Origin of the sequence: Chloroflexus sp. MS-G (assembly GCF_000735195.1) — a bacterium.
GTDB lineage: Bacteria > Chloroflexota > Chloroflexia > Chloroflexales > Chloroflexaceae > Chloroflexus.
This window is the reverse complement of record NZ_JPIM01000070.1, coordinates 1-25005: the sequence shown is the minus strand read 5'-3', so window position 1 is coordinate 25005 and position 25005 is coordinate 1. Positions and strand designations below refer to the sequence as shown.

19 protein-coding genes are annotated in these 25005 nt (G+C 54.3%); 10 read left to right on the top strand and 9 right to left on the bottom strand.

The window, feature by feature from the left end:
- The 8 genes from JE47_RS0113180 to JE47_RS0113145 form a co-directional block, all read left to right on the top strand.
- A partial coding sequence (locus JE47_RS0113180; protein ID WP_236631237.1) for a hypothetical protein occupies positions 1-317 on the top strand: 317 nt, incomplete at its 5' end.
- A 447-nt stretch (positions 318-764) separates the two neighbouring features.
- Complete coding sequence (locus JE47_RS0113175; RefSeq protein ID WP_031460214.1) at positions 765-1043, top strand: WXG100 family type VII secretion target; 279 nt, start codon at positions 765-767, stop codon at positions 1041-1043.
- A gap of 108 nt (positions 1044-1151) precedes the next feature.
- On the top strand, positions 1152-1946 hold the full coding sequence (locus JE47_RS0113170) for a hypothetical protein (RefSeq protein ID WP_031460213.1): 795 nt from the start codon (positions 1152-1154) through the stop codon (positions 1944-1946).
- A gap of 1 nt (position 1947) precedes the next feature.
- The gene (locus JE47_RS0113165) at positions 1948-4008 is read left to right on the top strand and encodes a lipase family protein (RefSeq protein WP_031460212.1); all 2061 of its coding nucleotides are present in this window, start codon (positions 1948-1950) and stop codon (positions 4006-4008) included.
- A gap of 440 nt (positions 4009-4448) precedes the next feature.
- A complete protein-coding gene (locus tag JE47_RS0113160; RefSeq protein ID WP_031460211.1) occupies positions 4449-4778 on the top strand; it encodes a hypothetical protein in 330 nt (109 codons plus the stop codon).
- Positions 4765-8520, top strand: coding sequence for an FtsK/SpoIIIE domain-containing protein (locus JE47_RS0113155; protein WP_031460210.1), 3756 nt, complete (start codon positions 4765-4767; stop codon positions 8518-8520). The genes JE47_RS0113160 and JE47_RS0113155 overlap by 14 nt, the downstream gene beginning before the upstream one ends.
- Positions 8521-8810: 290 nt before the next feature.
- Positions 8811-10550: a CocE/NonD family hydrolase gene (locus JE47_RS0113150; protein WP_031460209.1), complete on the top strand. Its 1740-nt coding sequence runs from the start codon at positions 8811-8813 to the stop codon at positions 10548-10550.
- 95 nt (positions 10551-10645) lie between these two features.
- Positions 10646-11815: an acyl-CoA dehydrogenase family protein gene (locus tag JE47_RS0113145; RefSeq protein ID WP_028457883.1), complete on the top strand. Its 1170-nt coding sequence runs from the start codon at positions 10646-10648 to the stop codon at positions 11813-11815.
- Positions 11816-12140: 325 nt separating this feature from the next.
- Here the strand turns inward: JE47_RS0113145 and JE47_RS0113140 are convergent, their stop codons facing one another.
- The 7 genes from JE47_RS0113140 to rpsF form a co-directional block, all read right to left on the bottom strand.
- On the bottom strand, positions 12141-13118 hold the full coding sequence (locus JE47_RS0113140; RefSeq protein WP_031460208.1) for an ABC transporter permease: 978 nt from the start codon (positions 13116-13118) through the stop codon (positions 12141-12143).
- Positions 13119-13130: 12 nt separating this feature from the next.
- The gene (locus JE47_RS0113135) at positions 13131-14135 is read right to left on the bottom strand and encodes an ABC transporter permease (RefSeq protein ID WP_031460207.1); all 1005 of its coding nucleotides are present in this window, start codon (positions 14133-14135) and stop codon (positions 13131-13133) included.
- A gap of 63 nt (positions 14136-14198) precedes the next feature.
- Positions 14199-15935 carry a peptide ABC transporter substrate-binding protein gene (locus JE47_RS0113130; protein WP_031460206.1) on the bottom strand — a complete coding sequence of 579 codons (1737 nt, stop codon included), beginning with the start codon at positions 15933-15935 and terminating at the stop codon, positions 14199-14201.
- A 339-nt stretch (positions 15936-16274) separates the two neighbouring features.
- Complete coding sequence (locus JE47_RS0113125; RefSeq protein WP_031460205.1) at positions 16275-17201, bottom strand: PH domain-containing protein; 927 nt, start codon at positions 17199-17201, stop codon at positions 16275-16277.
- Positions 17202-17244: 43 nt separating this feature from the next.
- Positions 17245-18795 carry a peptidylprolyl isomerase gene (locus JE47_RS22435; RefSeq protein WP_031460204.1) on the bottom strand — a complete coding sequence of 517 codons (1551 nt, stop codon included), beginning with the start codon at positions 18793-18795 and terminating at the stop codon, positions 17245-17247.
- 3 nt (positions 18796-18798) lie between these two features.
- Entirely contained in the window at positions 18799-19215 is a 417-nt protein-coding gene (locus JE47_RS0113115) for a single-stranded DNA-binding protein (protein ID WP_031460203.1), read from the bottom strand.
- 53 nt (positions 19216-19268) lie between these two features.
- On the bottom strand, positions 19269-19685 hold the full coding sequence (gene rpsF, locus JE47_RS0113110) for a 30S ribosomal protein S6 (protein ID WP_031460202.1): 417 nt from the start codon (positions 19683-19685) through the stop codon (positions 19269-19271).
- Positions 19686-20726: 1041 nt separating this feature from the next.
- Here rpsF and JE47_RS0113105 point away from each other — a divergent pair.
- Together JE47_RS0113105 and JE47_RS0113100 are read left to right on the top strand one after the other, a co-directional pair.
- Positions 20727-22238, top strand: a complete 1512-nt coding sequence (locus JE47_RS0113105) for a decarboxylase (RefSeq protein WP_031460201.1) — start codon at positions 20727-20729, stop codon at positions 22236-22238.
- A gap of 161 nt (positions 22239-22399) precedes the next feature.
- Positions 22400-23440: a zinc-dependent alcohol dehydrogenase family protein gene (locus tag JE47_RS0113100; protein ID WP_031460200.1), complete on the top strand. Its 1041-nt coding sequence runs from the start codon at positions 22400-22402 to the stop codon at positions 23438-23440.
- A 148-nt stretch (positions 23441-23588) separates the two neighbouring features.
- Here the strand turns inward: JE47_RS0113100 and JE47_RS0113095 are convergent, their stop codons facing one another.
- Both JE47_RS0113095 and JE47_RS0113090 read right to left on the bottom strand, forming a co-directional pair.
- The gene (locus tag JE47_RS0113095; protein WP_031460199.1) at positions 23589-24458 is read right to left on the bottom strand and encodes an SDR family oxidoreductase; all 870 of its coding nucleotides are present in this window, start codon (positions 24456-24458) and stop codon (positions 23589-23591) included.
- Between the two features lie 352 nt (positions 24459-24810).
- On the bottom strand, positions 24811-25005 hold a 195-nt coding region (locus JE47_RS0113090; protein WP_031460198.1), incomplete at its 5' end, for a putative dsRNA-binding protein.

Here is a 25005-nt window from a genome sequence, read left to right as displayed (position 1 = left end):
GTGGAGGAAACACAATGTTTTTATGCACTGATTATTCGTATCGTCCGATGAATGAGTGGACGACAGTAACATATCGACGCGAAAGTGAAAACCCTGTGGAATATCGCTTATTTATTGCTGATCAAACGTTACATATTCGCTTCGATGATCCGCATACGTGGCGTGGTCGCATCTTTCGTCCAACCGATGGTCTTGAAGCCTTTTTTAGTAACCGCGCCTGTTTAGAGCATCTGATCGAGGGTTTCGTTGGTCGGCGGGTATGGCCTCAATACAGCCAACAGATTTCGGCTATTTTTGAGCAGTTTCAGGTGAATTGACTTTACGTTTCTCTGAAATCAACATGCTGACCGGCAAAGAGAGGGCAGGTTTCCCTACCTGCCCTTCCTGTTTCGCTGAAATGTTGTATTGCCCGATTCTGCTCCATTTATTGTTCGTTTCAATTGCCGCGAATTATCACCTGAATTGTTACGAGTCAGTGGTTTTCTCCATTTTCCCTGCCCGGATAGAAAAGAAGTGTTTGGAGTGAGTAGGAAAGGTGGGTGCTCAAGCCTCCTCATGCTCTCCTGCCTCTCAATCAGAACGAGAAGATGATGGCCGTCTCTCCCTCCTCGATAACTCTTGACGGGCAGCAAACATTCAGACAAACGCTCAGGTTGAGCAGAGTACCTACACGATCAATTTCGTGCTCAAATTTACCGAATCTTTTGGCATGCGGCTGCGTTTTACTTATGCAAGCCTTTTTTCAGCACATACAGGAGGTTCAGATGAGCGACCGCGTACTCTCGACCGCTACAGCCCGCGAAGCCATTGAGCGTTTTCAGCGCATTGTACAAGGACCGCTGTTGCAACAGATTAGCGATCTTAACCGTGAAGGGCAGGTGCTCTCCGACCCCAATAATTGGGATGGGCGATTGGCTGCCCAATTTCGTGCCCATTGGGCAGAAACCCATCAAAAGTTGCTCGCAATTCGCGATGCGCTCGAAGAACTACGGCGACAGATAGCCCAGATTAATCAGAACATCATGCAGGCCGGCGGACAGTAAAAATTCGACCAAAAGGCGCCGAGAGGCTGTCTTGAACAAAACGAAATGCAGTCTCTCGGCGGCCAGATTGCTCTTCGCATCAGTTGCTCACCAGTCACGGAGAAGGTTATGACCCGAACCTTTCAGATCAGCCATGCCGAACTGCTCTTACTCCTCGGTCTGCTTGAACTACCACGTCCCTTTGCACTCGGTCAGAGCGCGTTGCCTGAGCGCCCAATGCTCGAAGGAGTGCTGAGTGCGGCTGCCGGTAGTCTGGCGGCTCGTGACTTGCTCACAATGCCCACACAACCCGATCAGCAACCGCAACCCCTCCCTGAACTGGCGACAGTGCTACGTGTATCTGCATTGGCCGAACATCTGTTGATTGTTGCCAGTGGACCACCGACTCGCCTCTGTCACATCAGTCGCGCCGACGAGCACCTTGTGATGCACACCAGTCCTATCCCTGACGTGCATCGCTTTGCGTTACTGCCCGGTGCAGGGCAGGTACTCGACACCTTGCTGACCACGGTGATGCCGGTCATCCTACCGGAACCAGCGATTGAGCAACCACTGTTACTGAATGGCGAGGCACTGTTAGCAGCGTTCAACGCTCTCCAACGCAATGATCTCAATCTGGCAGCATCGCTGATCGAGCAGCAAGGACATCCGTCGGAAATGGCCCGGATGGTGGTGAAGACCGTTGGCCCGCAGCCTACGCGCCATGCGCTTGTTGCGATCCGAAAGCTCCGCCAACCGGATTCGGTGGCCCGTGGTGCAATGGTTATCGCCGGACAACACGGAGGCTGGTGGATTGCGCCGGAGTCTGAAGGCTCTGATCTGCTGGCGCTGTGGCCGATTGGTGGCCGTGGCATGCGCGCCAGAGTGAGTGAGTTTGGTGCCTGGATCTGCGAGGCTGCATGATATGAACACGGTTGCTGCTATTCCCGATCATCTGCGGCGCTTCGCTGCTGCCGTCGCCGTTGAAAGAGATCATCTGCACACCGAAGTAAGTCGGCTGAGCCATACGCTACAACACTTTTCCGGTCGTTGTCGTGAGTATGATGTGCCGCAACTCAACGGCCTGAGCGATCACCTTTTTGCTCATTGTCGTGCTATCGGCGAGTTAGTAGAGTGGGTTCGTAGTACAGCCGACCGTATCGAGGCTGCTGATCGTAGAGCACTTCAGAGAATTTCTTTTGATCATGCCCTGACCATGACAATGACCACGCTAGCAGTCACACAACGGTGGTTTCCGTCACCCTGGTCAGGGTTGAATATCGGAGCACGATTCGCCTTGCAAACGATCTGGACGCTCCGCCGACCGATATACTCATTGACGCGAAATGCTGTCGGGTTGCGAGCTGCTACCTGGCTGATGCGAAGCTGGGTTGTACAGGTGGCTCCGCCCTACCAACGATGGTGGCTTCGTTTGCTTTGGCCTGACCTGCCTGTGGCCGTAGCCCAAACATACTGGCAGGTTCAACTCGCGTGGGCGGTCGTGTTGCCCTGGCAGCCATTCCCGATTGCCCTCAGGATAGGGTACTACATTCAGACTATGCAGCAGGTACTCGCTCACCTGCAATCGGCAGCGGATACGGTTGTCACCTCGTTGACAACGGTAGGTTGGCTAGCGCGTTTCGTGCCTGGAATATTCGGGCCAATGACGCCACTACTTTCACCGCTCGCCTCTTTTGGTTCACCATCGCCAGCAGTGGTAGCGATGGTGAACCAGATAAGCAGTTCGATAGAAACTATCGGGCAAGAGGGTGCCCAACTCGTCTGGCAACACTGGCAGCAGCAGACATTGCACTGGCTATTGCCCTGGATATTGCTTTTGCCCAACCGCGAGCAGTGCTGGCATACCCTCAACCAGAGCCTGGTAATGAGTACCGGTATGACAACAGTAGGGGTTCCTCCCACCGTCATGTTTTTCTTGTTTGGAGCGCAGATTAGTGCCCTTGTTGGCTTGGTCAGCGCGCCGCGTTTACCCGAAATCGTCCAATATCCTGCTGAGGCCCTGGCAATTATTGAGAGTGGTTTCTGGATCGATGCCTTTCACTATTTATCGAACGACGAAATTCGGGCGTTGGCCGCAAATCTAGAACGAATCGGTGCTGTAGCCCTTAAAGGGCTACCTCTGAGTCTATTGACCCGCCCTGCTGAAGGCCCAGATGCTGAACCAAATGGTCAGGCCGCAGTAACTGTAGTCTTTCCTCCGGCTGATACCGTGTGCGATCCGACCAAACCATATCAGGTGACACCGGCTGCATTACAGGCTAACAACCACGGTTTGATCAGCTCGTACCTGGGTGAGGAGGTACGGGCCGCACAGATAGGACAGGGAGTGTATGCGGTTGGGATCAATGGACTGAACCTGACCAACATGGCTTACAGTACCAACGGTCTGGTGTCGGTGATTGAGACAGCGAGTGGCAAAGAACGAATTGCCTACAACGAATACTATCAGACAGTGCGCGAGCGAATCTTGCGTCTGATCGAGACATTGCCGTCCGGCAGTACCCTGCATTTGACCGGTCACAGTATGGGGGGTGGCATGTGTATTCTCTTGAGTAACGATCCACAAGTACAGGCAGCCCTGGCGCAGCGTAATATTCAGTTGGCCAGTGTCACGACATTGGGTGCAGTACGACCAGAAGGTGAATGGGACGATGTACCACCTGTGATCAACGGACAATCGGTGATCGTCCGTCACTATGTTGATAGTGATGACAAGCTAGCGTTGTCGGTCGGAGCCGGTCACAGCGATGCACGTTACCGCGATGTCGTCTATACCCTGGAAAATGGCCGCATCGATCAACCTTTTAACGTTCACAGCGACTATGACGATCTCGATTATTCTCAATTGCCCGTTGTAGCGCAAACTCTGCCCTTTACTATCGATCCAACCCAATTTAGGCTCATTGAGATACCAACACCACCAGTTGATGACTGGAATTGGGTGCACGACCCGCTATGGGCTTGAGCGCGTCGGTCCAAAAGAGGCAAACCTCTTCTCGTCGCGGTGAGAACTTTGCCCAGTTCTTTCCCCACCTGACAATGGTGATGGGGATAGATAGATAAAGAAGTGAAGAATGAGCACGAGGATCGGTTTCCCATCTTACACCATTGCGAAAAGAAGTGAGGAGTTACCGAGCAGAATCAGACCACAGCTCAGAGCTGGTTCCGCTTATGAGCGCGTCACGACCGAGATCAGAAGTCTACGCTCACGCGCTCCTGGGTAGTGGACGTATGACTGGCACTATACCGCGAGAACAGGCTACCAAATCTGCCGAATGATGGCGCGCCAGCGACGATTAATGCTGTCGATCTGGCGGCTGAACCTTGAGTCGGTATGCTGCATAAGCGTACAGGAAGTCTCATACGTGTTTCGGTTCTACCGAATGAGTTGTAAGGAGGACGATTATGTCAGGCCGATCTGATGTCTGGTGGGATTGGAATGCATCCGATGCAGCCATTGGCGCCCTCCGTCGTGTTGCAGACGCCGTAGATGCCGCGCAAAGACAACGCTCCCGTGCTGCCACCGAACTCCTTGCCGATTGGCGTGGGCCACGTCAGGAAGAATGGGCATTACGCCAGGCTGCGTTGCAGATCACTGCCGTTCAATTGCGTGATCGCTGTTTACAGGCTGCGCAGGCAATTGCCCAGGCCAGCGCACGAGCGCGTGACGAGCAAGATCGGATCAACCGTGAACGAGCGACATTACAACAGATAGCATCCTATGGCGGACAGTAATTTTAATCGGCCACCTCGGCTACGTCCACGTTGGCGTGTTGAGACGGTAGAACTGCCAGCATCTCCGGTCCCTCCTGCACCGCGAGCGAACACGGCATGGATGCAGGCCTTATTACCGATCATCGCAGCACTTTTGTTTGGGGCAAGTGCGCTGTTCGGGTTTGGCTCGTGGTGGGCGGTGCTACCGGCACTTGTGCTCGCAGTGCTGAGCGGTGGCTTCACCCTATTCCAGGAACACGATGCTTCCCGACGACATGCCCAGACGTATGCCGAACAGCAAGCAATCTTTGCCGATCGATTGGCGACGGTCAAAGCTCGCTTACGTCGCTTGCACGAAGAGGAACGGGCTGCTCGTCGGTATCTGGCGCCCGATCCTGCTGAATTACTCCGGATTGCAGGTGCTGACGAACGGCCACGGACGCCAGAGCCTCGCTTGTGGGAGCGTCGCCTGAGTGATGATGATGCGCTCGAGCTGCGGTTAGGCTGTGGTACGTTACCGGCATCTGTGCGGGTAGTTGCCCCCACAGATGCACCTACCGACCGGCGGATCGATCAACTGATTGCCGAATATACCAGTCTACATCAGGTGCCAATTTGTTTACCGTTGCTGCAACTCGGCTCGCTCGGCATCGCCGGGCCACGACCGGCAGTATTGGGGCTGATCTACGCAATGCTTGCCCAGGCTGCGGTGTTGCATGCTCCCACCGAATTGCGCATCGGCATAATCACCAGCGTAACAACTGCTGCTGATTGGCAGTGGTTCGTGCGTTTACCGCATTGTCAATCGCTCGACGAAACACCGGTCGGACGGGCACTGATTGCTACCGAACCAGCCGCTGTAGAGCGTCTGCTAACCTTCCTTCTTGATGAACTGAGTCGGCGTCGAGAAGGTTCATCAGCCCAGCAGATTCCATTCGTGATCATTGTTGATAGTGCTTCACTGGTAACGGTACATACTGCGCTCGGTCAGATACTGCGTGATGGCGGGGCACATCGTTTCATTGTGGTGGTGCTAACCGATGATTGGGCAAATGTGCCTGAACATTGCGCCGCACTAGTCGAAGTCGATCAACGCATGGGACGTTGGACGCGGGCCGGTGAGGCATGGCCGGTAGCTCCGTTTCAGCCCGATTTACTCGAGCGTCGCGATATTGAACGCCTAACCCATCGCCTATCAACGATCCGCCTGGCCGAAGTTGGTACTGGTCATCATCTACCGCGACAGGTGCGCCTGATCGATCTGCTCACCGCAATGCTTCCCGATGAAGGAGGTATTCCCTCACACTGGCAACAGGTGCCATCTACTGCCTGGCATCATGATGTACCAATTGGTGCGGTGGGTGAAGGAAAATGGTGCTATCTCAATCTCAACGAACATCATCACGGCCCTCACGGTATTATTGCGGGGGCAACCGGCGCCGGGAAGAGTGTCTTGCTTCAGACGATTATTACTGCACTTGCAGTAATGCACGGCCCTGATCGGCTGAATATGATGCTTATTGACTTCAAAGGTGGAGCTGCATTGGCGCCCTTTGCTAACTGGCCTCACACAACCGGTTTTGTTACCGATCTCGACGGACGGCTGGCGATGCGTGCGATTGCCGCGATCAGCAGTGAATTGCGCCGCCGCAAAGCGGCCTTACGCCACGTTTCCGAACGCTACGGTATTCATCTTGAAAATATTGCTGATTATCGTGCACTGGCCGGACGATACTCATTACCACCGCTGCCTAATTTGCTCATCGTGCTCGATGAATTCGACGAGATGACACGGAGTTGTCCCGACTTTGTCAGTGCGCTGATACGGGTCGTGAAGCAAGGTCGTTCGCTTGGCGTGCATCTGCTGATCGCAACCCAACAACCGGCACGAGTGGTAAGTGATGAAATTCGTAGCCAACTGAGCTATTTTATAGCTTTACGCTTAGGAAGCAGCGACGATAGTCGCGAGATGCTTCAGCGTCCTGATGCGGCATTCTTGCCATCACAACTCCCCGGTCGTGCCTATATCCGTAGCGGGAGTGATGTGCGTTTGTTCCAGGTGGCACGGATGGCCGGTCAAACGAACGGTCAGAGTGATCTCGAACTGATCGGGCAAAGACTGATAGGCGCCGGTCAGGTGTACCTCAAAGCTTTGGACTGGCAACCGTTGCCAATCTGGCATCCGCCACTTCCGCCCCGCTTAACGATGCAACTCCCGGCAACCAATACACAAACAGTCGTGGGCTTGCTCGACATACCCCAACAAAGTCGGCAGACGCCACTGCTTATTGATCTACGTTCAGGGCATGTAGCGATCTTTGGCGGACCTGCGAGTGGCAAAAGTACGCTACTGGCTCGTATTGTGCTCGATTTCGCCGAACGGTTATCACCTTCCTCACTCTGGTGTTATTTGATCGACGGTGATGGTCGGCTATTGAGCCTACTGGCCGATCTACCACATGTGGGTGCGCTCGTGCGTCCATTTGAGCACGAGGCGCTTTTGGCACTTTTTCGGCAACTCGAACATCAATTGCGCGAACGACGGGCTAGAGTCCTGGCCGGTCAATCACCAGGGCCAGCATTACTCGTTGTGATCGACCGTCTGGCAGTGCTGCGTGATGAGTTGCGTGATACCCATGGCGAAAGTGATCTGTCCGATCTGGTACGCCTGGCACGTACCGGACGCGACCTCGGTGTACATTTTGTTGTTTGTGCTGACCGACCTGCTGATATGCCTTATCGACTGGCTGCCTTGTTTGAACAACGACTGGCATTGCGGATGGCCGATCTCAACGATTATGCCGATGTGTTTGGTCAACGACCGGTCAATCAGTTGCCACCACAGACACCTGGCCGCGGGTATTGGCTGCATCCTGATGAAGGATTACTTGAGATACAGGTTGCACTACCGACAGGGTGTAGCGAAAGTGGCGATTCGCGTGAGCTGATGCAAGGCATACGAGCACAGGTAGCGGTACTGAAGGCTACGGTAAACCATACCGACCAGATGCCGCCACCGCTGGCGTTATTGCCAGAACGATTGTCTACCACTCACCTACCACCATCAGACTATGCCAATGCAACGTTACGTCTGGTGTGTGGTTTGGCCGCCGAACCACCTGGTCCAGCACGACTATGCCTTACTCCTGAGACATCCCACGCACTTGTGTTTGGTCTGCGGCGAAGTGGCAAAAGTACTGCGCTGTTGACACTGGCTCAGAGTGCACTTACTGCCTTCCCGTCGTTACGGTTGCTGGTGATTGACGGTCCGCGTCGCAGTTTGCACCATTTGCGCACACTGCCGCAAACAGTACGATATGTCGCCGATGAATCAGGCATTGTTACGTTAAGTTCAGAATTAGTTGGATTACGTCGTGATCCAACTACCTGTTATCTAATCGTTATCGACGACTACCAGCTCTGCCGTGAACGCTGGCGTGATCAATTCAGCCAAAGCTACAGTGCAACACCGAATCTCTTCCAACACCTTGTGGAAATCGCCCAGACCGGCAATGAACCGTTCCACCTGCTCATCGCGGCCAGCATTAGTTACGCCGACGATCCACTGATGCGCATACTCGATGGTGCGCGCAACGGTTTGATACTCTGGCCGGGACGCTACGAATCAGGCACTCGACTACTCGGTTTGAGCTTACCCCTCATCGAGCAGCGCAACAGCGACCAGCCACCGGGCCGGGCACTACTAATCAGTGGTGATGAGGAGCCAATAGTGATTCAGGTAGCCAGACACGGAGAGGAGTGAAGATGTTCGCTATTGCCCTATCACGTGCGCTGCACGCACGAGACGATAGCGCCGAGCAGCTCCCTTTTGTTCCCTGTAAGGGTATATGGCGCCACTCTCACACTCGTCGGTCCTTTCAACCACGTGAGAGAGGACGGGAATCAGGGCAAAGGTGTGTGCACCAGATACACTTCACAGCGGGCGCTGAAAACGTTGCCACTCTCTGACCGGTGCACCATTGACACACTCCGTCATGCTGTGCTATTATCAATGACGCAGTGTGTTATAAACCAAGCGGAGCGGAGCGGCATATGCGCTGGATCGGTTGGTCTCTAGCCGGAGCTGGCATAACGGCAGCAGCTATCTTTGCTGCTCGTCGCCCGTTCCTGGCACGACTACTTGACCTACGCTCCGCCGAATATCAGGTCAGCGTGACTCGTGATATTCCTGTGCGCATGCCCGATGGGGTTGTGTTATACGCCGACCACTATGCACCCCGCTCTGGGGAAAGGCACCCGACAATCCTTATTCGCACCCCTTACGGGCGCCCCAGCGAGCTAGGACCATTAGGTATCTTTGAGCATACCGGTTGTATGCTCTTTGCCGAACGTGGCTACCACGTTATCGTCCAGAGTGTTCGTGGCCGTTACCGCTCGGAAGGTGAATTTGAGCCATTTGTAAATGAAGCTGCCGACGGCCGTGCCACGGTGGCCTGGATCGCTTCTCAACCGTGGTTTGACGGCAATCTGGGGTTATGGGGACCAAGCTACGTTGGGTATACGCAGTGGGGGCCAGCAATTGATGGACCACCGTATCTGAAGGCCATTGTCCCAGTTGTAACCAGCGCCCGCTTCTCACAGCTGTTCTACCCCAGTGGCGCTTTCGCATTCGAGTCGACGCTCCGTTGGATTTTTCTGATCGACGCAACCAACCGCCATCGACAGCGACTCGATCCGGCGGCGCTCTGGCGGTTGTTGGTCTTGCGAGAGCGCATTCTGGCCCGTGCGCTCCGTTACCAACCGTATGCCCACGCCGACGTTATTGCAACCGGTGCCACGGTACCCTTTTTTCAGCGCTGGCTTAACGATCCCGATCCACAGGGTGATTACTGGTCAAAGGTAGACATGCATCGCCAGTTGCATCGTATCAACGCAGCCGTGCATCTGGTAGCCGGTTGGTACGACATCTTCCTGCCTGGTCAGTTAGCCGACTACACAGCGCTGCTCGCCGCCGGGAAGCGTCCTTACCTCACCGTCTTACCACGTGCACATACCGATCTGGCATTGGTTTTTGAGGGCATGCGTGAAGGATTGTGGTGGTTTGATGCCCATCTCAAGGGGAAACGTGAATTATTGGCCCGCCGGCCGGTTCGCATTGCGTTGATGGGGAGTCATGAATGGCACGAGATGGATTTCTGGCCGCCACCGGCAACGCTGACACGCTATTTTCTCCAGCCGAATCGTGGACTTGATCGTACTCTACCGCCTGTTAATGCACCACCGAGCTGGTTTGTCTACGATCCTACCAATCCAACACCGGCCATTGGAGGAGCAGTGCTCAGCGCTTGGGGTGGGCCACGTGATCAACGATCGGTGGAAACTCGTGCCGATGTTTTGACATTTACTAGCCAACCATTATCTACCGATCTCGACGTCATCGGGCCGGTGCGTCTCATTCTTTACGTGTGTAGTGATCGACCATTCTTTGATCTGGTTGGCAGACTCTGCGATGTCTATCCTGACGGGCGCAGTATCAATATCTGCGATGGAATAGTGCGGGCACGACCAGGTGTAGGTGAGCAACAGGCCGATGGCTCCTACCGTATCGAAATCGATCTCACCGCAACCGCGCAACGGTTCCGAGCCGGTCATCGCTTACGGGTTCAGATTGCCGGAGGCGGTAGTCCGCGCTGGGGACCGCATCCCGGTGATAACAGCCCTTATGGACAGAGGTACGGTGGTTCGCCTATCAAACAACGTGTGTTTCACGATGCGGCTCATCCTTCGGTTATTGTCTTGCCGGTGGTGAGTCGCAACCCTACCGGATTGTAAGCAATGATAGCATGCACCGCACCCTGCTCCTGTAGGAATACATGGTTTCTTTGAGTTCAGGTCAGGTACTGTATCAGCAAAGGAGAGCTACGACAATGGAGTACGAGCACAGTGCAGAGATCAAAATGTTCCGCCAGACGGTACGTGAGTTCGTAGACAAGGAGATTCGGCCAATTGCCCGCGCTATCGATGAAGAAGAGCGGGTACCTTTTGAAACGATGAAGAAAGCGGCCGAATTAGGATTACTCGGCGTCCCCTTCCCCGAACGTTATGGTGGGCTTGAGCTGGGCATCACCGGTTACTGTGTGCTCATGGAAGAGATCAATCGGGTCTGTGCCAGCCACGCTACGATCATCGGCGCCCACTCGCAACTAGCAGCAATGAGCATCTATCTCGGTGGAACTGAACAACAAAAGGAGACATACCTGCGTGCGCTGATCGAGGGTCGTAAGTGGGGAGCTTGGGCCTTGACCGAGCCTAACGCTGGCTCCGACGCGGCACACATCCAGACTACTGCCGAGCGGCACGGCGACGAATGGGTCCTCAATGGGCAGAAGATGTGGATTACGAACGGTAGCTTCGCCGATGTTATCGTGGTCTTTGCTGCAACCGACAAGAGCCTGGGGGCACGCGGTGGAATTACTGCCTTCATTGTCGAGAAGACGATGCCTGGCTTCCGTGTTGGCAAGGTCGAAGACAAGATGGGGTTGCGCGCTTCACATACGGCAAGCCTCTATTTCGAGAATTGTCGCGTTCCAGCCGAAAATGTCCTTGGGCAGGTTGGCATGGGCTTCCCCCTGGCAATGCGTACCCTTGACATTGGCCGCTGTGGTCTGGGAGCCAGTAGCATTGGCTCGGCGAAAGAAGCCTTTGAAATGAGCCGACGCTATATGATCGAACGTCACCAGTTTGGCCGTCCTATTGCTGAATTTCAGGCCCTCCAGTTTAAGCTGGCCGAGATGGCGGTCAAACTATACACGATGGAGCAGATCGTTTACGATTGTGCCCGTCGGGTGGATGCCGGTCAGCAGGCAACGCTTGAAAGCAGTATCGTGAAGCTATACTGCACCGAAATGGCGAGTCAGATTATTGACGAAGCTATTCAGATTCACGGCGGCATGGGTTTCTCACGCGAACTACCGCTCGAACGGATGTACCGTGACGCACGAGTTACCCGTATCTTCGAGGGCACGAACGAAATTCAGAAGCACGTGATTGCCAGTGAGTTGCTCAAACAGGTCGGGTACAAGATTCGGCTTTATTGAGGGATAAGTGCCCATCGAAGCATCCGAGTCGTTGGAGATAAAGATCAGCGAAGAACATCCCTGACACTTCGCAACCTTGCTCACCGACACCGTGGGCATCACTATCATCGGAGGGGCAAGGCGATGCCTTGCCCACGATTCACGTGCATGATGACGGCTGGGGGAGGGGGGATAGACTCTCATCACCGTAGGGGCAAGCCGGTGCCTTGCCCCAAACTTGCCCCTGCCTTGCCACCTGTAGGATGAAACCCGTCGATGGATCAAACACGATAGACGATCAGCCTGACAGTGGCAAAGCCAGAATTCACCCCCTTATCATCCTCGTCTACCGTTCACGCGGGTCGAGCGCATCGCGTAACCCATCACCCAGGAAGGTGAACGACAGCATCAGTCCGGCAATCAGAATGACCGGAAAACTAAGCAGCCATGGTCCCGACGAGAGATTATTGTAGCCTTCGGTGAGCATCACCCCCAGACTGGTAGGGAAGGGATTGTCGGGGTCTAGTGAGGGACGCATACCAACGCCGAGGATCGTCAATACCGCTTCAGTACTGATTAATGCTGGAATACTAAACGAGGTCGAGACAATAATCGGTGCTAACGTATTGGGCAAAATATGCCGCCAGAGAATAGCCAGCGTCGGCACACCAATCGTACGTGCTGCCTCAACAAACTCTTTTTCCTTGAGAGATAGCACCTGACCCCGGACCAGACGTGCAATACCGGTCCAGCTCACCAACGAAACGGCAACGAAAATGAGCAACAGACCATTAAATGTGCGACCGAGCCAGGTCTCGCGAAAAGCGGTTGATAAGGCGATGATAAAGAGTAAATCAGGGAATGCAGCAACGATCTCGGTAAACCGCATCAACAAATTATCAAGCCACCCACCCGCAAATCCAGAGATCAGACCAATGGTAACGCCGATGAACAAAATGGCTACCTGTGGCACAACACCAACGATCAACGACACCCGGATAGCATAAATCAGACGCGACAACACATCACGTCCTAGCGTATCGGTTCCCAAGAGATGCTCAGGTACACCCATGCGAGCCGGGTTATCGGTAACCCAGGCTGGTGGTCGCAAACTATTGTTCGGAATCTGCTGCACCGGGTTATACGGCGCCAGCCATGGAGCGGCCACAGCCACGATAATGTAGAAAACAATGACGATCAGCCCCACAACGGCCGCACGATTACGCAGTAAACGACTCAGGGCATCTGACCACAAACTGCGCGGTTTCGTGTTCAGGGTCTGGAGATCAATCGGGTTAGTCAGCGACTTAGCTGATGAAGTCACGACTGCTCCTCACTACTTATAACTGATCCGCGGGTCGAGCACGCCATAGGCAATATCAACCAGAAGATTGGCAATTCCCAGAAAGAAGACATAAATCAGTGACCCAGCCATAATCATCGAATAGTCACGCTTGCCGATAGCATCAACAAATGTTCTTCCCATACCAGGAACTTGAAAGATGGTCTCAACAAACAACGTGCCGGTAATTAGACCAGCTAACGCTGGCCCCAGAACCGTCACTACCGGCAACAAAGCATTTTTCAGCATGTGACGCCAGATAACAACCTGATCCGACAGGCCTTTCGCCTGCGCAGTACGAATATAGTCTTGTCGCTTCACTTCAAGCACACTGGCTCGGGTGAGGCGGGCAATAAACGCCATGCTGGTCGATCCCAAGGCCACCGTTGGCAAGACCCACGGTTTAACAGGATCGCTCCAATCGGGGATTACGGTGAACCAGTTGAGGATCACAGCAAATACAATGACCAGAATCAGACTGGTAATCAGCGTACCCAGTGCCACAAAGATCGTTGACGACAGCGAGAGGAGGTAATCGAGCCAGGTATTCTGGCGTAACGCTGCCATCACACCCAGCGGAATACCGAACACAACGGCAAAGGCCAGCGCCTGTAAGCCCAACCGTGCTGAGTAGTAAAACTTACTCGGTCGCGATGGCGTTCCCTCAAACAGTTCCTGTTGCACTGTACGCGCACCACGGGAAGTGTAAGTTGGCCCCAAATTACCAGCAATTGCGCCCCACTGAATCTTCCATTCACCACTGCGTGGGTCACGCATAACATCAAAAAACATATAGCGGGTAAATTGTCGCCAGAACGGAAGATCCATGCCAAAACGTTCGCGCAAGATGGCTTCAACTCGTGGCGAAAGTTGGCGACGTTCAGGTTGGGTGTCAAACGGCCCCCCCGGTGTTAGCTTGGCAATGCCAAAAGTAATAAAACCGACCAAAATCAACACCGGGATGTTCCATAAAATACGCCGAATAATATAGGCAGTCATAGCAATTACCGGGTGGCGCGAGCAGTTTGTGCTCGCGCCACCAATGGGGCGTCAGCGACGCCACTAGGGTTGCACATCAACATTAGGCAGGTTGAAGAAACCGAGCCAGTAATCAAGAGGTGTAATAGTTTCAGGTGTCACACCCTTAACGTAAGGCTTCACCAAGACCGGCCCACCATTGTTGAGCATAAACACGACTGGCACATCTTCAACCAGAATGGTCTGAGCCTGCGCGTACAGCTCAGCCCGACGCACCGGGTCTTGCTCGACATCGGCCTGACGCACCAACTCATCGAGTTTCGGATTCGAGTAGTTGACACGGGCACTCAGTAAGCCGTTCGTCTGGAAGAGTGAAATCCAGTTCTGCGGGTCGGGATAGTCGGCGCACCAGCCGAGCGAGAACATCTGCGGTGGATTATCCTTAGTCGCAGCAGCAAAAGCCGTCGGATCAATTGGATCGAGGATAACGTCAATGCCCAGATTCTGCTTGAACTGGTTCGCTACCCACTCGAAGCGCGCATTATTGCGTGCCGTACCTGAGTAAGTCAGGCGAATCTCCGGCAATCCCTGGCCATTGGGATACCCAGCCTCGGCAAGAGTCTGTTTTGCCTTCTCTGGATTGAACTCCCACATCTTCAAATCAGGCTGGTAGCCAGGGAAACCGGGTGGAATGAAGCTGTAGGTAGGCGTACCCAAACCCTGGAAAACATCACGTACATACGCTTCGCGGTCGAGCGCCTGTGCAAAGGCCTGCCGCACCAGTTTGTTGTCGAACGGTGGTTTCGTAAGGTTAAAACCGAAGTAGAAGGTGCACGACCCAGGTACATCAATCGTCTGCTTGCTCAACACCGGATCAGACTTGACCGTTGCCAGGTCTTCGGCACCAACACCGAGCATGTCGATCTCACCGTTCTGGTAGGCCTGGAAAGCAACCTGGCCATCGGTGATCATGTAGTACTCAACACGCTTGAGTTTAACCGGACCGAGTGGGCCAACGTAGTAGGGATTCGGCTCCCATACCGCCTTACTATCGTGCTCCCACTCTTTGAGGACGAACGGCCCATTCCCAACATAGTTTTCGGGGTAGTACCACCAGTCATCACCCTTTGCCACATCTTCTTCGCGAACCGGTGCGCCGATCCAGAGCGCGGCCATGCTGAGGAAGTAAGGTGCCGGTGCAACCAGCTCGATCTGGAGTGTGTAATCGTCGAGCGCTTTAACGCCGAATTCATCACGCAGCTTTTCAAGATCGAGCTTCATGACCTCTTCCATCGACAGACCCTGACACGCGGCGGCACTGTACTCACTGTAGCCCTTAATAATGCCACAAGGCAGCGACTGATACTCACCGGCTGTTTCCGGATCGGCCAACCGCTTCCAGGCATATTCAAAATTGTAAGCAGTGAGTGGAGTACCGTCACTGTACTTGCCATCGCGCCGCAGCGTAAAGGTATAAACCTTCCCATCTGCTGAAACATCGACCTTTTCGGCGGCGCCAGGAATAGGGTTCATGTTGAGATCGAAGGTCATCAGAGCCTGATAAGCCATCATGATGAACTGAATCTCATTGACGAAGCTCGCCTTCTGCGGATCGATATTGTCTGGTTCAGACCCGGTAACCAGGCGAAGTACACCAGGTTGAGCAGTACCAACAACCGGAGCCGCTGTCGGTTGGGCAGCCGGTGCCGTGGTTGGCTGCGTAGCAGGAGCTGAACCGCCACCGCAGGCCGCTAAAATGGGCAATAGTATGCCAAATAGCAGAGCCAGGGCATATGGATGACGCCAATATAGGAGACTCATTGCTATACTCCTTGGGGTATCTGGGAAGCGAAAGATTATCTGACCAACGAGGAGACCCAACAATCGAATCATGTTTCACCAGACGCTCTCGTCGTTAACGTTCAGCTCAGGAAACGAAGAGTGCCAGACAGTGCAATAAGGCACCTCCTTTCTCCTCTGTTGCAGGATGAAAACTTCTGTGTACAACCATTGCCTGTGTGTGGCAATGATCGTAACATGCTTCACAGATTCTTGTCAAGACAAAGAATACAATTGGAAGAATTGAAGAAGAGGTAGGGGTAGATTTTGAACCCATCTCTAGCGCGTGCCAGAGATTGGATTGCTCAGGTCACGTTCCGTTCAAACACGCGCTCGTAGCACCGCAGCAGCAGCAATGATAAAAAATATCTGTACTCCCACCGAAAATCCCTGCCAGAGACGCGCAGCCAATGGGCTACGCCGGTAGACGATCAAACCAGCGAGTACATTAACCAACGACGTAAGGAAGGCGGCAATAGGTAGAAAAAAGATGCGAACGCGGGGAACCAGTTCTGCAGCCGCCCCGATCTGATCACCGCGCCATTCAATTTCGGCAGGTAATGCAGGATAGATGACGGCTAACGCTCCAAACAGGAGCAAGTTTAAGGTTAAAGTGACCAATAGCAGGCGACGAACCACCGCGTCGGCCCAAAAGTCGTACCCCAGGAAGTGAGCAACGTGAATACCTGGAGTGAGAGTCTGAACAGCACCTAAACGGCGTCGCTGTTCCAGTTCTTGCACAAAGGTCTCCTGATCAACCGGTGAGATCGCATACGCCTCTTGACCAACGTAAATGACAAGCGCTTCCGCTAGGGAGCGGGTTGTAAAGCAATGAATGGTTATACCATCGAGGGTTTTGACTCGGCCATGGTAGTAACCGATGCTGGCAAGAGCAGTCTGCCAGTTGTCAACAGCGCGGGCTCCGCGATCAATCCGTTCTATCAGATGTAGTGGAATAACAGCCCGACTGCCCAACCAGTAGATGTAGAGTCCATTCCGGTCAAGCCCATACTGTAGGGTCAATGTAGCCCCGAAGCGATACCATAGTGCGCCGGTCAGAATAAGCAAACCAAGGCCTAATACCGCCTCAGCAAAAAACCAGCCATCAATCGGCCACTGTGCAGGGGAAGCGGCAGTCACGTGCGAAAACAGGTTGGCAAACAGCCCAATTGCCCCTACCAGGCTGCTAATGGCAAGAGCAAGTGCAATCCAGATTCGTGATGATGGGAGCGGACGCCAGCGTTGCATAAGCATCATGCGTGCCGAAGCCAAGACTTCGGCACGCGCTAGACTATGGAACAGTCGTTGTTGATGTTGGGGTCGGTGTTCCTTCCGCAGTCGGCTCTTCAGGTATTTCCGCAGTTGGGGCCAATGTCGGCGTTGGGAACGGAGTGGGCGGACCAGGCAGATACGTTGGCACCGGCGTCGGAATCGGCTGGGTTGGCACAGGCGTTAAGGTTGGTGTTGGCTCGGGGAAACGCCGGACATCAGCAGCAGCGCGCTGCTCGGCCATCCAACGGTCAAAGGCTTCAGTGCGAGCCTTCTGTAACTGATCCTCTCGCGAAGGGATCGTCTGGTCGATGACTTCCAAGATATGCCAGCCAAACTGCGTGCGGATCGGGTCACTGATCTGATTGACCGGCAGGATGAAGGCGGCTGTCACCAATTCGGGCGGATAGGTGGCACCATTATCGGCGACACCATTACGATCAAACGATCCAATATCACCACCATTCTCACGCGATCCAATATCATCGGAACGTTCTGCAGCCAGGGTTGCGAAATCAGCACCGGCGCGTAACCGGGCTACAATGTCTTGCGCGGCAGGTAATGCGGCGGCAAACGCGGCCTCGATTTGCTCAGCCGTTGCTTCAGCGGGCGGCGTCACCGCTACCAGAATCTGACGCGCTCTTACCCGCTCCGGCTCGGTGCTGTAGGTGAACCCGTCTTCAGGCACCAGACGCGCCTGAATCTGGTCATTGAGTAAGCGCTCACGGTATTGTTCGAGCAGCGCCTGTCGAAACTCATCTTTGGTCAGCTCAGGCTTCTTCTCAGTCACCACCAGTTCAAGTTCGTAACGACGGTAGATTTCATCGATAATCTGGTCAAACTGTACTCGTGCCTCAGCCGGTAGCGGAGTCGGTTCAGGAGTAAAGGTTGGCAATGGTGTCGGTGATGGTTCTGGCGTAGGTGTTGGACCACCGGGCGTCGGCGAGGGTATAGCGGTCGGTTCGGTGGTAGCCGTCGCTGCTGGATCAACAGTTGGCTCTGGCGTCACATTTGGATCGGGCGTTGGTGTAGGCGAAGGAAGTGGTGGAATAAAGATAAATCCAAGATCGGCCACAATATTCTGCACGACCTCATCATCATTTACCACAATTCCAAATTCACCGGCAGCCCGTTGCTTGAGCTGACGGTCGATCCATTCTGAAACTACCTGCTGATCAATCTCGGCACGGCGTAAGGTACGAATTTGTTGATCGATTACAATACTCCGCCCCTGAAATTGCTGGGAAATTTGCGGATTGCTGCCGAAAAGATCGAGCAACTGAAAGTTCTGAATAATCTGGCGTGCATAGGCGATCCGCTGTTCACGCCAGTAATCGCTACGAGTCAGGGTAGCAGCACCAACCTGCGCTACTGGTCGGCTGGGGATCCAGAGTTGTTCGTAGGCCAAACCACTCACCACAGCCAGTAACGCAATCGCGATGGCAGCGGCAGTGACAGTGACAATCAGCCGTTGACGACGCTCTTCTTCTAAACGACGACGTGATGGACGGCGCGGCGCGGGCGTTTGCGCCGATGACGGAGCGCTCCGTGGCGGTTTGGTTTTTTGTGACATAGGCTAAAACGGAATATCATCATCACCAATGTCCGGCGGCGGTTCACGATGAGGGCTACGTGATGGATCGTCGATACGTGATGAGCGTTGATCGAGCAAAATCATATCCTGCATCACGACCTCAAGTCGTGAACGGGCTTGGCCGGTCTGCGCATCTGTCCACGTTCGCGTTTGCAAACGTCCCTCGATATAGACTCGTGCACCACGACTGAGATATTGGTGACAGATTTCAGCCAATCGATTCCAGGCAACGACATTAAACCATTCGGTCTCTTCGTGCAAATTACCATTCTGGTCACGCCATTGGTGACCAGCCGCAACGCGAAAGGTAGCGACCGGCGTGCCGGCAGCAGTGTGACGAAGTTCAGGGTCGGCGCCAAGGCGACCAATGATTAAAATCTTATTTAAATCACGTGCCATGGCGTTTCCCCCTATCTGTCGCGTGCTCTACCGCTGACACACCGGTCTGGCAGCTACGCCTCACTCGATGTCTCCGTTGTTTCCGTGGCCGCCGATTCGACGGTTTCAACCGGCTCGGTACGAATCGGTTTTTCGTCCACCAGTACCAGGAGGTGGCGAAGAATGTTGTCGTTCAACCGGATCGCCCGATCTAGCTCGGCAACTTTGGCAGCGCTCAACTCGAGGGTGAAAAAGACGTAATAACCCTCAGTGAACTTGCGCCGGCTGGCTTCGCCAGTCACATATTCACGGATGGGGTACGCCAGCTTCCGACGGCCCCACGGCGACGACTGGCTCACGGTGTGGACTTGCCCGCCAAGCTGTTCAACTGTCTGCTTGATGCGGTCGATGTTGGCAGGAATGCCCTCTTCGTTAGCGTACAACGGACTGATGATGATGACAAGCTCGTACTTTCGACGACGATCGCGCACAAAATCCTCCTCTGGTGATGTTTCGCTCAGCGTGCAGTCGGCAGCGCGTTCCGACTGGGTGGCGAAACAGAAAGACTGACGGGAGCTTCCTGTAACACTCCCTCGTAACATCAAGCGATTATAACACAACCTTGACCAATATGATGTCGGATATGCAACGGTTTCACCTCACCCGACAGTGGAATGAGATGAGAGGGAAGAGCAGTGAAGAGAGATAGATACATTCCTAACCCGTCCGCTCTACGTGTAGAGACGCACAGTTTTCCGTCCCAAAATGAACGGCCCGACTTCCTGTTGGCTCACCAATCATAGGCTGAATATGGTCAGGGGGTGGGGTGCAATATAACGCGGGTTGCCGCCTGCCCATCCAGGCAGTTGCGTAGGTCGCGAGTCATCAGCAGCGGGCGGGTAATAGTTTTCAGTGTCGCTCCGCTGTTGAACCGTTCGGTCATTAGTGTCGTATCAGAAGCTGAGCACTCTAAACAGCCTTAAGTGGGTCATAAACCTATTGACGGCTCCCTGCAACAGATGTATAATGCATCTCCGGTTGAGCCAATCAACCATGTCATTCGCGCCCCCCGTTACGTTTGGGTTACGGGTTTCGCGTTTCGGGAAGGCACCCGATACTCGTAACACGCAACACCGAACGCCGAGCGGAAATCGTCGTCACGGCAATGTCGATTGCCCTGGGTAGAGACGGCGTCGGGTGGGCTAGTGTGAGGCAGTATGGACGGCGCATACAATTTACGCGCGATTCAGCGCTTACCCAACTGCACACCTGTACGCCGTGCGTCGGTAGAATGGCTCTACTAGACGTGCGCGAGTGACGCTGCACGCTCTCGCTCCTCCGGCCACTGCATCAGGTGCAGGGCCTTTTTTAATCCCCTGACGCTGAATCGCTATCGCCATGGCGTTGTTGTGCCGGTCACAACAACAGCCACTGTACGCTTGTGATCTTGCCCGCTTCTGGTGGGAAGGGTCTCGTCTTGCCGTGGTTTCGTTACGTGGGTCACCACCCGCTTTGCAGACAAATGGAGGGATGTGGTACAGTTGAAGACGCTAACCTTTGCCGATTTGATAGCACAACAGACCGGCTTTGCCGGTGAAGGCCGCCTGACCGATTTCGTGAGCCGCTACGATGGTGAGCTTTACTTCGGCGATCGTCTCAACTTGAATCGGCTGGTACGTCAATATGGCGCACCTCTGGAAGTTGTTTATACCCCGCAAATTACTGCTCAAGTTCAACAAATGATCGATTGGGCTACGCAGGCTCGTATCGCTACAGAATACGCGGCGCCATTTCATTACGCCTACGCGACAAAGGCAAACTTTGCTGCCGAGGCAGTGAAAACGGCATTGGCTGCCGGCGCTCATTACGAAACCTCGGCAACTGCCGATCTCATCATTGCTCATGGTCTCTGGCGTCAGGGTGTTTTACCTCCTGATCGATTGATCTGTTGCAATGGATCGAAGGAGCCAGCCTACCGCGATGCAATCCGTCAATTTCGCCTCGACGGTTGCGAGACTGTTATTCCCGTGCTCGATGATCTCTCCGAATTGCGTGATCTGATCACCACTCCCGCACCGCTGCAATTCGGTGTGCGCGAACGGGCTGCTGGCAACCGTGATGGACGTCATCCCGGGAACGATCGTTTTGGGCTGACAACGGCCGAAATTGAGCAGGCTGCTATCTTAATCTCGGGAACTGACCACAGTCTTGTGCTTTATCACGCGATGATCGGTAGTCAGATCGAAGATGAGGCACATTTTTTACATACCCTCCGTGCTTCGATTGAAAATTACTGTCGTCTACGCCGTCGTGTGCCAACGTTACGCTATTTCAATTTCGGTGGTGGCATGCCAACGGCCGGTTATCAATTGCAGTTCCACTTTGATTATCAACGCTTTCTTAGTCGGCTGATGACGACAATCCAGGAGATATGCGCCGATTATGAGGTGCCTGTTCCTGAGTTAATCGGAGAGTTTGGGCGCTATACTGTCGCAACCCACAGTGCTTATCTGGTTGAAGTAGGCGCCGTCAAGCAGGGTCAACCCGATCAACCGGATTGGTATCTGGTTAATGGGTCACTGATGGTGATGCTGCCCGATACGCTCTTCGTCAGTGGACAGGAATTCGTAATCTTGCCACTCAGCGACTGGCATCGTCCACTACGTCCAGTACGGCTTGCCGGTCGTCGCACCTGTGATAGCGACGACATTTATCCGCGACCTGATCGGCCACCGTTGTGGCTACCGGCAACTGATGGCGGACTGATACTGGCTATCTTTGGTATTGGTGCATATCAGCAGATGATTTCCGGACGGGGTGGCGCACACCACTGTCTGACCCCAGAAGCGGCGCGCTTCATTGTCGAAGAGCGCAATGGTCGCCTTAGCTCTCGTTTAGTGCCACAGCAAGACCAGGCGACAATTATGCGGTTACTTGGCTACCGACCGCAACCAACTGCAATACCTATCCCATTCCGCCAACCAGCCCGTCCGGTCGCTTTGGCTACTCGACGGCGTACCCGTGAACGGGCTATGTCGATGTAGGTGCCTCCTGCTCGTTTTGCAATCCAGGAGTGGTACAGCAATGCTGTACCACTCTTTGTTCTCCCTCCTATCTCCTTACAACACAGCACATGCTGGACTGCTACAATGTGATAGGATGGAGCACACCAGAAAACCTCTGCTTCCACATCAAGGGGGTTCCCATGCGAGCTGTTTACTACGAAGCGTTCGGTCAGATGCCCTGGATCGCCAATCTCCCTGATCCAACCCCACCTGCCGAGGGGGTTGTGCTCGCGGTACGTGCTACTGGTCTGTGCCGTAGCGACTGGCACGGTTGGATGGGACATGATCCAGACATTAAGTTACCCCACGTACCAGGGCATGAGTTGGCCGGTGAGATTGTGGCTGTAGGCGCACAGGTGCGACGCTGGCACATCGGTGATCGGGTAACCGTGCCTTTCGTTTGTGCCTGTGGTTTTTGCCCCCAGTGTCAGGCTGGTCAGCAGCAGGTGTGCGATAACCAGTTTCAACCAGGTTTTACCCACTGGGGATCATTTGCCGAATATGTTGCCATTGATCGTGCCGATCTCAACCTCGTGCGCTTGCCCGATGATATGAACTTTACCACCGCCGCCAGCCTTGGGTGCCGTTTTGCCACCGCCTTTCGTGCCGTCGTTGATCTGGGCAGAATCACTGCCGGTGAATGGGTAGCAGTCTATGGCTGCGGTGGTGTTGGGCTGTCGGCGATAATGCTGGCGGCTGCACTCGGTGGACAGGTGATCGGCATCGATATTAATCAGGAACGACTGGCACTTGCCCAAACGCTGGGCGCCACGGCAGTGGTTGATGCAACCACCGAAACCGATGTCGTTCAAGCCGTGCGCGATCTCAGTCGGGGTGGCGTGCATCTCTCTATAGATGCGCTGGGCAGTCCAACCACATGTGCCAATTCCATTGCCAGTCTGCGCAAACGCGGGCGGCATGTCCAGGTAGGATTACTGTTAGCCGAACAACGCATGCCGCCACTGCCGATGGATATTGTCGTAGCCCGCGAGTTAACGATCATGGGTAGCCACGGCATGCAGGCGCATCGTTATGATGCTATGCTCGACCTGATACAATCCGGTAAAGTACATCCGCAACGACTGATCGGACGCACTATCCGTCTGGACGAAGCACCAGAAGCGCTGGTCGATCTCGATAGCTTTCGCGGTGCTGGAGTGACGGTAATTACCGAGTTTTAGCGTCAGAGCTAATGGGAGGGCTATCAAGACTGTCTGGTCACATGCGTGCGCGAAAGTACCTGTACTTTCATTGCCCTGCAAGCATCATATCCAGGCCCTTTCCGCGCTTGATTGTGAGTGGAAGGGATGAAATAGAAAGCGAGGAATTTCAAACCGGCTCCGAGAGTCGACCTAACGACCGTAGCACCTCATGCACGCCGCGTAGGCGATAACCCAATTGGCGTGCACGACTGATGTCAAGCGCACAATTACGCGGCCGTGGTGTCGGACTTTCGGCGCTAAACCCACCAACGATCCGGTCAGGATCAAGACCATGCGCTTGCGCGAGCAGGCGCCCCCATTCGTAACGGCTGAGTGTCTCGGCGCCAGCAAAGTTGATCACACCGTAATAATCGCTCTGCGCCAGATCGAGCAATGCCGTCGCCAAATCTTCTACAAACACCGGACAACGAAGCTCGTCACGAAAGAGCCGTTCAGAGCGTTCACCACGCGCTATTGCCAGAGCAAAGGCGCTGTGACGATCTATTGGCTCGAAGCCATAGATAAGCGATGTGCGCACAATGGCCGCTGCCGGATGGCGCCTCTGTACCAACGCTTCAGCGCGTGCCTTCGCCTGGCCATAATCGGTGATCGGGTTGGGTGGATCTTCCTCGGTATAAGCCCCGACTTTTTCGCCATCGAAAATAACATCACTCGACAGGTGTATCAAGCGTGCCCCTACCTCTGCTGCGGCCTCAGCCACGTAACCGGCACCTTCACCGGTAACTGCCATGAGGTCGGGATCGTACTGGCGAAATGCGGTGTGAATGATAACGGTTGGCCGAACGTCGCGGATCAACGATCTAATCGCTGCCGGTTCGCGTAGATCGAGATGATACCAGGCAACGTCCGATGTTGGCGATGGTGGTTGAGCGTGAAATGTCGCTGCCACCTTTAAGCCACGAAAACTGGCCTGACGGATCAACGCCCGACCAAGATACCCTGTACCACCGGTGATCAGATAACAATCGGCATTCATCTCGTTTCCGTTCTGCTACGTATGGGTCTGAATATGCTCTTTTCGCAGGTTACCGTCTGTCACCGCCCTCTTCCGCTCTCGGATGCGAAAGGAGCAGAGAATGGTAAGGTTGCCAGGTGTGCTAACTAGGCACAGTAGTGTCAGTCACTGGCTCAGATCGGATTCCACCCACTTGTACCAGAAAGCGGATCGGCGACCGTGATCCCATGCAAGCGTAGGGGCGTGTTCAACGCTACCTATGTCATTCCTAGCGGTTATCTTCTGCTCCCATCAGATAAGGTGAAGCAACCTGCCGGTTCACCCTGCTGCCACAACCTGCTGTTATTCCGCGATTTTCGCACCAGTTCTGGGCTTACTTTGATTTCGGATCAATCGGCCCTAGTGGATCGAGACCATGTTCACCCCAGGCTACCAGGGCCTTACGCGCCGCAGCCTTCTTGGCCTCTTTCTTACTTGAACCAGAACCGGTAAACTGGTGGCCCATAACATTCACCGCCATGACATACTCGCGACAATGTTCAGGGCCACGCTCCTCAACCATCTCGTA